General features: G+C 32.6%; 15 protein-coding genes. 5 read left to right on the top strand and 10 right to left on the bottom strand.

The features are described from left to right. Nucleotides 1-19 precede the first annotated feature (19 nt). From H6F32_RS04840 to H6F32_RS04800, 9 genes are all read right to left on the bottom strand, one after another. A complete protein-coding gene (locus tag H6F32_RS04840; RefSeq protein WP_190368204.1) occupies nt 20-1,267 on the bottom strand; it encodes an OFA family MFS transporter in 1,248 nt (415 codons plus the stop codon). A 194-nt stretch (nt 1,268-1,461) separates the two neighbouring features. After that, the gene (locus tag H6F32_RS04835) at nt 1,462-2,880 is read right to left on the bottom strand and encodes a hypothetical protein (protein WP_190368203.1); all 1,419 of its coding nucleotides are present in this window, start codon (nt 2,878-2,880) and stop codon (nt 1,462-1,464) included. Nucleotides 2,881-3,327: 447 nt separating this feature from the next. Beyond that, nucleotides 3,328-4,398 (bottom strand): pentapeptide repeat-containing protein, encoded by a 1,071-nt coding sequence (locus H6F32_RS04830; RefSeq protein ID WP_190368202.1) that lies wholly within the window; start codon nt 4,396-4,398, stop codon nt 3,328-3,330. Between the two features lie 42 nt (nt 4,399-4,440). Continuing rightward, nucleotides 4,441-4,887, bottom strand: a complete 447-nt coding sequence (locus H6F32_RS04825) for a hypothetical protein (RefSeq protein ID WP_190368201.1) — start codon at nt 4,885-4,887, stop codon at nt 4,441-4,443. Between the two features lie 134 nt (nt 4,888-5,021). Continuing rightward, nucleotides 5,022-5,870 (bottom strand): hopanoid biosynthesis-associated protein HpnK, encoded by an 849-nt coding sequence (hpnK, locus tag H6F32_RS04820; RefSeq protein WP_190368200.1) that lies wholly within the window; start codon nt 5,868-5,870, stop codon nt 5,022-5,024. Between the two features lie 210 nt (nt 5,871-6,080). Beyond that, a complete protein-coding gene (locus tag H6F32_RS04815) occupies nt 6,081-6,506 on the bottom strand; it encodes a restriction endonuclease (RefSeq protein ID WP_242031050.1) in 426 nt (141 codons plus the stop codon). A gap of 2 nt (nt 6,507-6,508) precedes the next feature. Further along, nucleotides 6,509-7,225: a Uma2 family endonuclease gene (locus H6F32_RS04810; RefSeq protein WP_190368199.1), complete on the bottom strand. Its 717-nt coding sequence runs from the start codon at nt 7,223-7,225 to the stop codon at nt 6,509-6,511. A gap of 236 nt (nt 7,226-7,461) precedes the next feature. Continuing rightward, nucleotides 7,462-8,910, bottom strand: a complete 1,449-nt coding sequence (hpnJ, locus tag H6F32_RS04805) for a hopanoid biosynthesis associated radical SAM protein HpnJ (protein WP_190368198.1) — start codon at nt 8,908-8,910, stop codon at nt 7,462-7,464. Between the two features lie 59 nt (nt 8,911-8,969). Continuing rightward, the gene (locus tag H6F32_RS04800) at nt 8,970-9,797 is read right to left on the bottom strand and encodes a squalene/phytoene synthase family protein (protein ID WP_190368197.1); all 828 of its coding nucleotides are present in this window, start codon (nt 9,795-9,797) and stop codon (nt 8,970-8,972) included. A gap of 922 nt (nt 9,798-10,719) precedes the next feature. Between H6F32_RS04800 and H6F32_RS04795 the strand changes: the two genes are divergently transcribed. Then, a complete protein-coding gene (locus tag H6F32_RS04795; protein ID WP_190368196.1) occupies nt 10,720-11,391 on the top strand; it encodes an NYN domain-containing protein in 672 nt (223 codons plus the stop codon). 4 nt (nt 11,392-11,395) lie between these two features. Next, the gene (locus H6F32_RS04790) at nt 11,396-11,686 is read left to right on the top strand and encodes a hypothetical protein (protein ID WP_190368195.1); all 291 of its coding nucleotides are present in this window, start codon (nt 11,396-11,398) and stop codon (nt 11,684-11,686) included. Between the two features lie 131 nt (nt 11,687-11,817). Here the strand turns inward: H6F32_RS04790 and H6F32_RS04785 are convergent, their stop codons facing one another. Then, nucleotides 11,818-12,207, bottom strand: a complete 390-nt coding sequence (locus tag H6F32_RS04785) for a 6-carboxytetrahydropterin synthase (protein ID WP_190368194.1) — start codon at nt 12,205-12,207, stop codon at nt 11,818-11,820. A gap of 154 nt (nt 12,208-12,361) precedes the next feature. On the opposite strand from H6F32_RS04785, the gene H6F32_RS04780 reads away from it, so the two are divergent. From H6F32_RS04780 to H6F32_RS04770, 3 genes are all read left to right on the top strand, one after another. Further along, complete coding sequence (locus tag H6F32_RS04780; RefSeq protein ID WP_190368193.1) at nt 12,362-12,886, top strand: sterol desaturase family protein; 525 nt, start codon at nt 12,362-12,364, stop codon at nt 12,884-12,886. Nucleotides 12,887-13,069: 183 nt separating this feature from the next. After that, nucleotides 13,070-13,741 carry a hypothetical protein gene (locus H6F32_RS04775; RefSeq protein ID WP_190368192.1) on the top strand — a complete coding sequence of 224 codons (672 nt, stop codon included), beginning with the start codon at nt 13,070-13,072 and terminating at the stop codon, nt 13,739-13,741. A gap of 239 nt (nt 13,742-13,980) precedes the next feature. Next, nucleotides 13,981-14,883 (top strand): bestrophin family protein, encoded by a 903-nt coding sequence (locus H6F32_RS04770; protein WP_190368191.1) that lies wholly within the window; start codon nt 13,981-13,983, stop codon nt 14,881-14,883. Nucleotides 14,884-15,024: the final 141 nt, after the last annotated feature.

Below are 15,024 nucleotides of genomic sequence, written 5' to 3'. Positions count from 1 at the left end.
TTGGAAGTCGGGGATCTATCTAAACTTGACTAAGAATAGAATCGGAAAAACTCCGTTTTAGCATAAATACAGCTAGGATGATGCCTAATATCGCTAAGGCAGCGGTAGGATAGAAGAAAACAGTATAACTACCGAATATGTCTCTAATTCTACCCGCTAATAAAGTTCCACCTAAAGCACCTGCACCATAGGCGGTAAAAACGATACCATAATTTTTGGCGTAGTCTGCGGATGAAAACAAAATTAAGGTAGTTGTGGGAGCGATCGCTAACCATCCACCAAAAGAGAAGTAAAATAGTGAAAATGCCAATAAATAACTCATTACCGCACCTTCACCAGTTTTTAGCATAATTAAAGAAGCCACAAGTACCATTGTAAAAGATACAATTGCCGCTAATTTAGGACTAAAACGATCCGTAAACCAACCAAAAAATAAACGACCTAAAGCATTAAATATCGCAAATAAGGAGACACTACTTGCTGCGGTAGCCGCATCTAATTTGACAATTTCCTGGGCTAAAGGGCTAGAAATACCAATGGCAGCTAGTCCTGCGAAAGTGCCGATGGTGTAACATAACCATAGTCCATAAAATGCCGGATTTTGAAAGATTGATTCTTGAGTGTTAGTAGATGTATTATTAGCTAAAGATGCTGGAGTCCAACCTGCGGGTTGCCATTGTGCTGGTGGTGCTTTCAACACAGTGGAGATGAGTACAATAATAGCGGTAAAAACCACACCTAAAATAATAAAAGTCTGCCGTACTCCATAGCTATCAATTAAAGACTTTGCTAAAGGTGCTGTAATTAAAGGAGAAAGTCCAAAACCAATGACGGTTAAACCCACCGCAACACCTTTTTTATCAGGAAACCATTTAGCTATTACTGCTATGGGTACACCATAGGTTATACCTACACCTATACCTGCTATGACACCATAGGTAAAAGTCAATGTTTGTAAATTTCCATCTATACTAGATGAAATGTAACCTAAACCCATAATTACTCCACCAAGGGCAGTAACAATTCGAGTACCAAAACGATTAATACAAAATCCAGTAATAGGCATTAAGATGGCAAATAGCACTAACAAGACTGTAAAAGGTAAGAGGCTTTCTGTGGCATTAATACTCAATAATTTTTCTAAGGGTTTTCTAAAAATACTCCATGAGTACACAGTACCCAGACAAAGTAACACAATTGCACTCAAGGGAATAAGCAACCATCTCCCTTTTTCTGCTGGCATTCCAAAAAGTTTTATGTTTTCCATTTGTTATCCTCAATTTAGTAAGCTGTTGTGCTTCTTTAATATGGATGCAAGCAAGATGCCTACACTGTAATTTTAGGTTTTGTGGTTATACAGTTTAGTTGCACATCAGCTTATCTTATTTTTGCACTGATTTTATATGAGAAAATATTGCTAGTATGACATAGCTAACTGCTGAATGCTTAGGATTTCTATGTTTATTTTCTGACAACTAAACTACTGGATGGTTCTATTTTCATGTCTCTAGTTTGTTGGATAATTTGTTCTATCTCTTCTTGGGATAATTTTTGTACATAGTTAATTTTCATTTCTTCTAAAAAGTCGTTTAGTAAATTCTGAACTTCTGTTAATACTTGTTTTTCTTGTATTTCTGAGGTTAGAGTAGTTGTGAATTTTTCCAATAGTTGAGTCACTAATTTAGCACCTACAGGATCTTGAATAGCACTTTTTAAGACTGCGTAAATGTTAGTGGTAATTTGATTTGCTAATTGTTGATTAATTTGCGTTTGGGCGTTGCCTATTCCTGGTAATTTTAATAGGTTATTATATCCCGGTATTTGTTGACAAGCAACATCTAGGTTATGACTTAAAATGTTTTTAAGTTCTGGTTGGATTTTTGGTAATACTTGATTAACTATAGTTTGAACTAATAAACCAGCGATCGCTTCAATTTCATTAACATTATTAATATCAACATACTCCTTAACATTTTCTGACTGTAATAACCATTTTGTCATCTCTCCACGCCTGATAGAACCTTGAATTTGATTAATTACTCTGACTACTACAATCTCCGTAATTTCCTCCGCGAAATTAGCCACAATTCCTTGATGAATTTGTTTATAAACCAAATGTAAATCTAATAATTGTGCCTGATCTAATCTAATGATTACTGGTAAAATTCTCATCCATCTAATTACAGGTAATAGCAAAAATAAATCATACCATCGCCATAAAATTGCCTCCAACCATGTCAATTGACGATTTTGTAATTTAATTAAAGATATTCTCGATAATAATTCTATAGCAAATAATATTAAAAAGGGTAAATCAATTAACCAAAAATTATCTACAAAATCCCCATTTTCTCCTAATTGGCGATAATAATTACTAGCAAGTAAAGGACGAATACTTGCATTAAAAAAATCAATTTCCTTATTCCAACCTTGCTGAGATAAATACTCAAAACTCCAAAAATCTTTAAAAGCCTGTTTTGAAGATTCTACTTTAATATGTTCCCGCATTCGGTTTTTAATTTTTTCCAAAGTTCCCGTTTTTCCTACTCCCGCAAAAGGGTTACTATTAATCATTTCCACACTTAAATTCCGCATTTTTTCTAATTCAGTTTGTACTTGTGGAGAATTTAAACCTGTTTCACTTACTTGTTTTTCTAATGCTGTTACTGATTGCAAATATTTCTGTGTATCTCTATGAGATTCAATTCCTTTAATCGGATCATATATTATAGTGATATAAGTTAAATTGCGAAAATAAAAATCCCTTCCTGATACATAACTTAAATCAAATGCAATTAAACCTAAATTAATAGTAGCAAGGATAGCAATTAATTTTTCTAGCCAAGTTTTTTTGTGTTGATACTTTTTAAATTTAGTCATAATAATGATATATAGTTACAATTATGGTATTTATGTATTTTTATCTTAATAGGGTAGATCAGATATCAATAATCCCTTTATCTTTAGATTCTATACGGTTTGATGCACAATATAACAGATTTTTGGGATAAAAATTCCGTAATTGCTAAATATCATCTGTTGAGTATAACTAAATTATTCGTCAAGTTTTAGATTTACTGAAGTTCTACTAGTCAGGACTTACACAACTGGCACATTGGTAGGGTGCGTCAGACTGCATAAATCATGTAAATAAACAGACTTTTAATGTCTGACGCACCCTACTCTCTATTTATTTAGATCCTAACTTTGACATCAGGGCGTTTTGTGAAACTCAGGAATTGCGTCTGGATAAAAAGTAGGAATAGTCCCTTTTTAGTGACGAGAATATTAGTAAATGTTTTATTATCATCACTAATAGTTAATAAACTATTTTTTGTAACACTCTGGAGGGTTATCACCTGGTAGATTGAGTTCTTTTCTTAATCGTAAATCATAACAGGCATTTTGCCAATTTTTAGCAGATTTAATTTGGGTAGCAGTTAAACTTTTCGCTCCCATAAAATTAGCGCAAGTTATTTTTTTAGATTCTGTAGATTTATCAAAAACGTCACCACATATTATAGCACCTTTAAAATTAGCACCTTCTAAATCTGCACCTGGAAAATTTGCACCTTGTAATTCAGCTTTTTCAAAATCTGCTCCTTTAAGTTTTGTATCTCTTAATTTAGCACCTTGCATTTTTGCTTTAAAAAAGTTAGATTTTTGGAAATCAGCATTATATAACTCTGCTCCTTGTAAATTGCTATAAGACAAATTCGTATTAAGAATTTTTGTACATTCTTCTTTACCATTATCTCGTGTTATACAGGTTAATTTGGAGTTTTGAAAATTAGCATCAATTAAAAAAGCATTATTCAAACTTATACCACTTAAATCAGCATTATTAAGAATTACATAGCGCAAACTAACTCCATCCTTATTGAGTTCTTGTAATGCTTCAATTCTGCCACCACTACCACTTTGATCCTTAGCACCGTTAATTATTTCCCACGCTTGATAATGAGCTTGTTGTTTTCTTTTTGGTGCTTCTTGATAATAACTTACTAAAGATACTATTAAACTAATTAATACCCCTTTTTCTAGTAATGTTAACAAGATAGTTGTTCCTACTTTTCTCTTCTTGGGAAATTTAATCAACCAACTTATCCATGCTGTTAATAACCACCACTTTTGTGGATATTGGGGAATATGTATTTTGTTTTGTAAATAGGTTTCAAACAAACGACGGTAATTTTCTGATGATATTCCTAATTTTTGAGCTTCATTTTCTAACAATGAAAACTTATATTCACGAGTTAGAGGATCAGAAGTATTAGCTATTTCTGAAAACTGTTCACGTATTTTCTGGACATCTGGTAATTCTTCAGAAACAGAATTATTTTGAATACCAGATGATTTATTTGTATTAGGTTGTTGCTGGTTTTGATATGGATTCATGGACTTTATGATTTAACTAGTATTGTAGTTTCTCTTGTTGACCTATTGTTGACCTAAAATACGTTGACAATCTATACATTCTTTGGAAGTTGAATCATGTTGACAAATTTGCTTACACCTATTTTTGGTCCTATCTTGAATAGCTTTAGCTCGTTCTACAATAAATTGTACCATTGGTATAGCAGCTATAGGAGCAGGTGGAGGTGGAGGTGGAACATGATCATCACTTGCACCTGTACTATTCATTGGTAATGCTGAGATAGTTGCTAAATTAGCAGTTCCTAAATTAAATTTATTATCAAGATGTTTTTTACAATTTTCTCTAAATTTTGGTAAATCTGAATCTAGTTCTTTACTACCTAATAAATCTAATAAAATATCAGTTGCTTCCTCGGCTTGTAAAATTGACTTCATCAATTCCTTAGCTAACTTTTGATCATCGTCAGATAAATTATCAAATTTAGCAGGAAATGAAATTTGTGTGGTCATAAATAGATCCTTGTGTTTATTTATCCAAATATGTTTATATGTTTACAGTCAACAATATCACAATTATCCTCAATTGTGTGTATCAAAATGTATAAATTTATTAAATAATTTTAACAGGTCTGTGATTTATGATACTAGTGAGGTATTTGATGATAATTAATTAGTTGAAAATCACTTGCTGTTAACTTTTCCTTAACTTTTTCACTTAATAAAGCTGCTAATTCGGTTGTACCACCGGGATTAATATTAGTATTTTCCGTATCAGGATGAGCATAAATTTCTACTAATTCTGCATTTATTTGAGGAATTAAACCTAGTAAATAATTTTCATTAATATTTCCAGTTTGTAATAATCCATAAACGCGATTTGCAAAGTTAATATTATGGTTCGTTAATAACTTTTCTCCATAACGTCGTAATTGTCCAAAAACCAAAAACCAGAGCATTTTATTAACCAAATTACTTTTGTCAATTTTCAGATTTTTAGATAATTCTTCCGATGGTAAACGAATATATTTAATATTAAATTCTGGTGCTAACTCAGTTAAAATGTTTAAAATTACTGGATGTACATGAAGGTGTAAATGTCCATCCACATGGGATAATTGTAAGCCAGAATCGCGGAATCTTTCTAATTGTGCGCGAATTTCTAAACGTAATTCTTGTTGGGCATTTTGATTAAATTGATAGTGTAAACCTGCTTGAGTAGGATCATCAGAGAAATTACCTTGAAAGTCTACTAGATGGGGAATTTTAGTAGGAGGTAAAACTGATTTACCACAGACTAAAACCAGATGTAAACCTACTCCTAAATTGGGGTAATTTTTAGCTAGAGAAATGGCATTATCAGCCGCATTTCCAGTTACCATTAAACTAGTGCTGGTTAAAATTCCCTGAGTATGTGCTTGAACAATAGCAGTGTTGACACTATCAGAAAAACCAAAATCATCAGCGTTAATAATTAAAAAATAGGGTTTATTCATAGGAGTAAATTCAATGTTATTTAACTATGGAAATCGGAAAAAATTTTACTCATCTTCTATAGCTTCATCTATTAGATTTTCTTCCTGTTCAATATCATTTAACTCCTCATCTGAGATACAGTACATTCTATCTACATGAGATACACTATGAACACAGCAAGACTTGTACTGAGCTTGTCGAAGTATGCCTGTGTTACAAGGGTTTTATCATTAACATCTGTACCTCATAATAACGGAAACTGCTGTATCAAGTTCTTTTTTAGCAAATACTCTTCTAGCTTTTCTATCAAGAATTTGTGCAATATTTGTTTTATCTTTCTTGATAGATTCAATATCATTTTTTTGTAACAAAATCGTATAGTAGCGAGATACATCCATCATTCTATACGCATATTGATAAGAATCTTTTGTAAATTCTCCAGTTGTAACAACCATAACTACATCTGCTCCTGTGACAAATGCTAAAACATCAATATCAACCTTTGCTGTATTTTTACATTGAATTTGCCAATGACTTATATTATAGCAGTAAATACACTGAAAATAAAAACCATCAGAATTTCTAATCAGACATCTTTCATATCTCTGTGGTAGATCCTTGACTAGATCCCCAATTCCAGAAATCGGGGATCTCATTTTTAAAGTGTATTGATATCAATTCCTTTAGCTTGCAATTTTGCTAATAAGTCTTGATAATTTTGACGTTCCTGTTCTGCTCGTTGACGTTCCTGTTCTGCTCGTTGATATTCCTGTTCTGCTCGTTGATATTCCTGTTCTGCTCGTTCATTTAATTCCAAAGATGTGAGAAACTTTTTACCGTCAGGATAATAAATTTCCAAATTATCTGATGTTAATTCAAAACGTATTCCTAAACGGGGACTTACCCAACCATTAATTTCTTCAATTTCTTCTAACCATTCTTCTTGAAGAATAAATCCTGTTAATTCGATTTTCTCTGGATTATAAATATAGTACTCTTCTACTCCATGACGTTGATAAAAAAGCAGTTTTTTGGCCATTTCTTGACTACGATTTACTGGAGATTGAATTTCAAATACTACCTGGGGAGCAATATTATTTTCTTCCCATTGTTTATAAGAACCTCTTCTACCTTTTGGCCTACCAAAAATCACCATTACATCAGGTGCTTGACAGGTTTTTACACTTCCCTCAACAGGATACCAAAGTAAATCACCTGCGATGAAAACATTGTTTTCAGGAACAAATAATATTTCTAAATTTTCTTTGATTTTGACTATCCATTCATAATGTTCTGTATTTTCTGCCATTGGTTTTCCATCGCTATCAGGGTAGATGATTTCTGCTTTTACTTTTGGTATAAGTTGCTGTACCATATCTATATCTCCAATTTTTGACAGTGGTACTTAATATTAAGCTATTTATCATTATATAATATTTATTGATTTTTTTATTAATAATTCTATAAATATGGAATCATGTAAATGTTAGATCATGGTTAGATAATGAATTTTTATGATACTTTTTATGATACTTTGTATGAAAATTTAGGCGTTATTGATAGTATTGGACTTTAGACTTTGTATCATCTAAAATCTAAAGTCTAAAATCTTTAAACTACCGCAGTCTGTTTACTTTTCGCTTGGGTACGACGCTCTTTTAAATAGGAGAAAAACTCTCCACCTTCTCGCAAACGACGTACTAACATTTGTCTATCAGTAATCATTTCCCTCACAATGGGAATAATGGCTTTTGGACGGAAATAAAACTTACGATACATCTTTTCCACTGCATCTTCAATTTCCGCACTGGAAAGATTAGAATATTGTAATGTTGATGTTTGAATCCCTGAGGTTGCTACTAAGGAATTACTACTAAACCAACCATTTGCTTGCGCTTGTTCATATAATTCTGTGCCAGGATAAGGTGCAGCTATAGAAACTTGAATTGTATGGGGACTTAATTCGCAAGCAAAGCGAATTGTTTCTTCTACAGTTTCCTTAGTTTCTATTGGTAAACCAATAATAAATGTACCATGCACAGTAATTCCTAATTTATGGCAATTTTTCATAAATTCTCTGGCAGTTTCTAGTTTAATACCTTTTTTGATATTATTGAGAATTGCCTGATTTCCTGATTCAAAACCTACTAATAATAACCTTAACCCGTTATCTCTTAAAACTTTTAAAGTGTCATAATCTAAATTTGCTCTGGCGTTACAACTCCAGGTAATATTTAGCTTCTTCAAATGTTTACTAATGGCGATCGCTCGATGTTTATCTATGGTAAAAGTATCATCATCAAACATATATTCCCGTACTTTATCCCCAAATAATTCCTTAGCTTCAGCCATTTCTCTACCCACAGCATCAGGACTTTTATGGCGATATAAATGACCACCAATAGTCTGCGGCCACAAACAAAATGTACATTTTGCTGGACAACCTCGCCCGGTATAAAATGAAATATAAGGATGTTGTAAATAGCCAATAAAATATTTACTAATATCCAAATCCCTAGCATACACTGGAAATACACTAGGCATAGCATCCCAATCATGAATTAAAGCACGTTCTTCATTATGGCGAATATGTCCCAAATGATCTCGATAACTTAAACCTGTAATTTCCTCCCAATTTTTTCCTTCCGCTAACTCTTTACAAGTGTAATCAAATTCATTACGACATACAAAATCAATTACCTGATTTTCCCGCAAAGTTTCCTCTGGTAAAACTGCAACGTGCGCCCCCACAAAACCAATTTTTACCGATGAATTTTGGGCTTTTATTGCTTCTGCACATTTCACATCATTCTTTAAGGAAGGTGTGCTAGTGTGCATAATAATTAACTCATAATCCTTGGCAATTTTTAACACATCATCCACATTTTGATCATGGGGAGGTGCATCCACCAAACGACTTCCAGGAACTAATGCTGCTGGTTGTGCTAACCAAGTTGGATACCAAAAGGATGTAATTTCTCTCTTGGCTTGATAACGCGCTCCCGCACCACCATCAAAACCATCAAATGATGGAGGACTGAGAAATAAAGTTGTTTTCATAAAATATTCTCCCACACAATTTAATTGATAATTGACAATTGACAATTGATAAATATATCCTACTCCCTACTCCCAACTCCCTCAATTTTTTGCAGTAGTGCATACACATCACTACGACTTAACTTATCTTTGCCACTAGCTAAAGCATCTAATGTACCTTTTGCTAAAGCTAATGGAATTTGACAAAACATTAAAGCTGGCCCATAAGGCAAGGAATTTGTATAAGCATCTCCTAGCGACAAATTACGGTTTGCATACTCATGTAACATTTGAGGAGTCCAACCAGTGGGGAAAAAATCTACGCCCCTATGCAAATCTTCTGTATGATTACGTAAAATGTTCACCGCTTGTAAACCTCTACCAAAACCTATGGCTTGTGATCTATTGGTTTGTGTACCATCATACCACGCCCACAAATCAGAAAGTAATAAACCTACCGCACCAGCTACACTGAAAGTATATCTATCTAAATCCGCTTCTGTTTGTATATTCCAGTTTGTTTCTGCCCAATCAGCCATTCGATCAGCCATTGCTGCCGTTGCATCCCAAATTCTTGGTGCTATACTTTCAGGAGCAAGAATAGACCATTCCCGTACTCGTAAACTCACTTCTGGTAAAGAATTTTCATAACCTATAAACCCAGAAGAAAACGCATTTAACGCAAAACCATCTCCTCCCGTTTGCAAAGTGCGGCTAATGTTTCTAAGTAACTTGCTTTTAGTGCGATTATCTAATTGACTATCATCCTCAATTTCATCAATGGCACGCATACATAAATATGCCGATGTTACAGCCCGTTGTAATTCAGATGGTAACATACTAATAGGTATATAAAAAGTTCTACTAGTTTCTTGTAGAATTTTTAACGCTTCTTTACGTAAATCCATACTACTCACTCCTCATGGAATTGAAACACCACAATAAATTCTGTTGTTTTTGATAATACTAGATAAAGCTGTTGATTAATCTAAAAAACTATTAATATCCAAGTATTGAATTTCTAAACTCTTAATTTACAGTATCTTAATTAACATAGCCTTTGATCAAAGTTTAGTAAAGTTTAATATGATATCCTAAAATTGACGAAAATTTTACTCAAGTTGTATGATTACCGGACAAAAGCCAAAATTTGGATCTGACATATCAGTAAAAATATGAAAATTACTCAGACAATACTTAAATTTATCTTAATTTTTCTGGAGCAATATCCACAAAACAGGATTTGATGAGATGCTTACTAAATGCTAATTTCTAGGTTATTATTTGGATATATGGCTAGTGATTTTCTCTTTAACCCGAATTTTACTAGTAATCTCACAGATCCCATATATTAAATCAAATAAAATTTATTGACCATGATTTTTAACATCATCTTTAACATAGTTGAACCATGATATTTACAATATTTCCGATAGCAACTAAACAGCTATTTGCCCCGAAAAGTCAAATTTTGGCAATAAATTCCAATTGCACTGCAATTTGATCCCAATTAAGTGTATTTTGGGTAAAGTAGATATAGATGGAGGAAAATTTGCTTTTTAGCTGACCTGACCACAAAAATTTGCCAAAATCACCCTGGCAATTTATGCTGATTTATAGCTCAAGACTTGAAGACTAAAGATTTGAGACATTTCATACAACAGGGAATGACTAGCAAGTGAATAGCAAGTGAATAAAACTTATTTTATAGTGTCCTTAAACAGTTCCCAGTGCCACAATTAGTTAATTATAATTAATTGCAGACAAACTACAATTGTTTACACTTGCTAATTTATCCACAACATTCACGATTTAACATTGAGAGGTATCATGCAATTCGATCATAGCAAAAGAGCGAACGAGTATAAAGAACTCAAAGAAAAACCTCAGTGGCAAGGACCAAATATAAAAGCTACAGTGAAACCCAAGGAAACAAATACAACACCGAAAAATATGGCTACAGAAGAAGAAAATCGTGGCAGAGTGGCCATATTTATTGATGGTTTAAACTTATTTCATGCGGCCTTACAATTAGGCATTGAAATTGACTATGTAAAATTACTTTGTCGGTTGACAAAAACCTCTCGTTTATTAAGAGCTTTCTTTTATACCGGCATAGATAATGGCAACGAAAAACAACAGGGTTTTCTGCTATGGATGCGCCGTAATGGTTATCGGGTAGTGACTAAAGATATGAGCGTGATTATAGATAGTTATAAAAAACCAAATCTTAATGTAGAAATTGCTGTTGATATGATTACTTTAGCTCCCTATTACGACACAGCAATTTTAGTTAGTGGAGATGGTGATTTATCCTATGCTGTAAATACAGTCAGTAATGCAGGAGCAAGAATAGAAGTTATTGGTTTACAAAGTACCACCAGTGATCATTTAATAGATGTAGCTGACGAATTTATAGATTTTGATAGTATTAAACAGTACATTCAAAAAGATTCTTACGTCGGTTATAGTTATCGCTCTTCTTCTAATTCCCATCTGTAGCAATATGAATGAAATTCAGTTACCATTAATAATTACCTACATATTAATGACAGTGTATTTTTTGATAAATTGGTTAATTTTTCTGGGGAAAAACCCCACATCTACCCCAGAAGAAAAGTTTTTATCTTTGATCATGTTGATCATTACTACTGTATTATGGCCTCTGGGTATTGTCACTGTTTGTGGCGAAATTTTCCAAAAACGCCAAGTACAATTTCAACAAATCATTCCCTTATTTTTAGGGATAATTATTTTTAGTGTTTCTTGCTATTTACAGCAATTTTTAACTTTTTAACTTTATATCGTTCAACAATCAGCTATTCATTTTACCTCACGAAAATTAACCTAATTAACTAATATGGATTTGTATCAGTAATTGGTTGAACAAATCCTTGTTATAAGTTATTAATCTAATTTATTGTATGACTAATCGTCCTCATATTCAGCCCAAGAATTAGGAGTTTCTGATACAGCAACTTTTAGCTTAATATCTGGAGATAATCTTTTTTTGGTTTCATCATAAATATATTTAGCAATCATTTCTGCTGTAGTTTCATATTCAGGAGGTAAGACTTCATTTAATATACAATGATCTAAACCTCCTTGAGTCACATCTTTTTTTGCCCAACGTAAACTTTTAAAATCAGCTACCATCACAGGATGGGGACAATATTCTGAAGAATGTAAACTAGATGATTGTACTTCAATTTTTACCTTATAATTGTGTCCGTGCATTCTACCACAAGGACCATTATAATCCTTAATATAGTGAGCACTATCAAAACTAAATTCTGTAATTAATTTCCATTTGGGCATTGTTCTAATTACCTTATTTTGATGAGGAACAGGAACAATTTAGGTAAGTTAACCTAAATTTTTATTGATCTTAACTTAATCTTTGCTTAGGAGCGATCGCTAAGTTAGAAAATAATCATTAAATTGTCAACCGCAGAATATTTCAGGAGTTGAAATGCTTGAGACTGTTGTTATTGCTTGGCTATTATTATTCCTTGGTGATTTTCTTTCTACCTTTGTTTATCATGTCCCAGAACACATTTTTGGTAGCCTGCACTTGACAACGCACCACTCCTGCAAAAAGAATTTCCGTCACTATGCCATTTTAACATTAAACTTCCCTGTACTGTTAGATGGAATTTTAGGAGCATTACCTTATTTATTGGTAGCAGTATTATTGTGGAATTTATCGCATTGGGGTGTTATTAGTGGTTTAGTATTAGGTCAGATTCATGTATGGTGGAGACACACCACATCCTTAGGTTGGAACACACCACATCCTATTATAGTTGTATGTCAGTTATTACGTATTACCACACCAGAACAACATTGGCTACATCATCGAAAAACTAACTTAGGCTTTGGTGATATTTTTACCTTTTTTGACAAACCCGCAAGAATTTGGATGAGGTGGTTACGTATGCTAAAATTTTATGGGCGTTCTTTAATGTCTAATAAGGCACATATAAATAATTTATAATAACATTCTCATAGAACCTTGTAGGGGTTTAGCAATGCTAAACCCCTACATAATACTGACTCTTAGCAATTTGGATTAGTAATAGAATATTATGAATTTAATAAAGTATTAATTGATTTTCAGCATTGCATCTGGTACTATTCATCAGTGCTGGTTAAACTTCATCCCACACTGAAAAATTTCATGCTGTTATCTCTACTTGTATCTATTATCGGATCTATTGTAGTATCGGAGATTGTATTTTCCTTTACAGAACATCAAATGCACTCAAGGGTAATGCATAAAAAAACATTACCAAAATGGTTTTATAAGAAATATCCTATATTTGAAGATATTTTTGAAGGTCATGCTATCAGACATCATGGTATTTGGTATCGAGACTTTGACTTTGAACCCAATGAAGCAGGGCGTAATGATAATATTAGATTTAGGACACTTGATGTGATCATCATCATGACTTGCTTATTACCGATCAACGCCTTATTTTTTGCAGTATCACCAATATGTGGTATAACATTTATAGTAATGTTATTAATACATGGCAATGTCTGGAATACTATCCATACACAAATGCACTTACCTACACCAGCATTTTTTAGTAATTGGGGAATTTATAAATGGTTAGCAGTTCATCATTATATGCACCATCAATTTACTAATAAAAATTACAATATTGTCTTTCCTTTAGCGGATTATATTTTAGGTACTAAAATACCAGCCAGAAGAAAAGATATTAGAGAACTTTTGCGGTTAGGATATATAGAACCAAAATCAGCAAGAACCAAACTAATTTTAGCAAAATTGCGTAGTCAAATAGCAACTAAACGTGAACAACAATTAGCATTAGTTTCTTAATCATAGCATGAAAATTGGGCATTGCATAATGGCAGTATGAATTTTGTTTCGCGTATCAGCGAAGTGAAGCACTGTCAGTGCGTTAGATGCAAAGTTTCAAATTTTGAACTTCTCAATTTCATACCTGAGTTCAGCAATACTGATAATTGATAATTGATAATTGACAATTAATAATTGACAATTATTAATATATCAATTTATAATTTTTGTAATTTTTATTTATCAATGTAATCAAAAACATGACTAAAGAACGTACATGGTTTCAGACTGCATTAAAAGTCAAGGGTTCAGTGATAGGTGCTATTTATCAAAGAGTGATTTTATGTGGCATATTTGGTATATTAGTCTCCATACTTTACTATTATAAATTACCCGTTTCTCAACCGATTTTAGGCAGTGTAATTCCTAGCATAGTTTTAGGTTTGTTACTAGTCTTTAGAACTAATACAGCTTATGAAAGATTTTGGGAAGGTAGAAAAATATGGGGTTCAATAGTTAACACAACCCGCAATTTAGCTAGACAAATTTGGGTAGCTATCGACGAAAGGGGAATAGAAGATAAAGATAATAAAATCGCTGCATTAAAGTTATTAATTGCTTTTGCCATATCTACAAAATTGCATTTGCGAGGAGAAGAAATCAAAGATCATTTAGAACCTTTCATGTCAGAATCTAAATATAGTAAATTAAGATTGACAACTAACCCTCCCTTAGAAGTTGCTTTTTGGATTGGAGATTATTTACAAATAGAATATAGTCGTAATTGCTTGAATAGTTATCAATTAACATCCATGCAGGAACTACTGAATATATTAGTGGATAATTTAGGGGCTTGTGAACGAATTTTAAGAACACCAATGCCTTTAGCTTACGCCATTCATCTCAAACAACTGTTATTATTATATTGTTTCTTATTACCATTTCAAATAGTACAAAATTTAGGATGGTGGACTGGAATAATTACAGCCTTAGTTAGTTTTACATTATTAGGAATTGAAGCTATAGGATTAGAAATAGAAAATCCTTTTGGTTATGATGCTAATGATTTACCATTGGATACTATTTGTAATACCATAGAACGAAACATTAATGATTTAATGAGTTTAACTCCCAGCGTACATTTATCAGATAAAAATATTTAGGGTTTGCACTAAAAAAATTTACAATGTGTAAAGTAAAAAGTCAGAATCGCGGATTATAGGGATTAAAGGATTGCACGGATTAGATTATCTGATATAGTTTCAGATTTAGAAGGTAGTTTGAAAAATTGAAGTTTAATCTGT

Source organism: Anabaena sp. FACHB-1237, assembly GCF_014696225.1.
GTDB lineage: Bacteria > Cyanobacteriota > Cyanobacteriia > Cyanobacteriales > Nostocaceae > FACHB-1237.
Note: the sequence above shows the minus strand (reverse complement) of the source record. Positions and strands in the feature narration are given on the sequence as shown.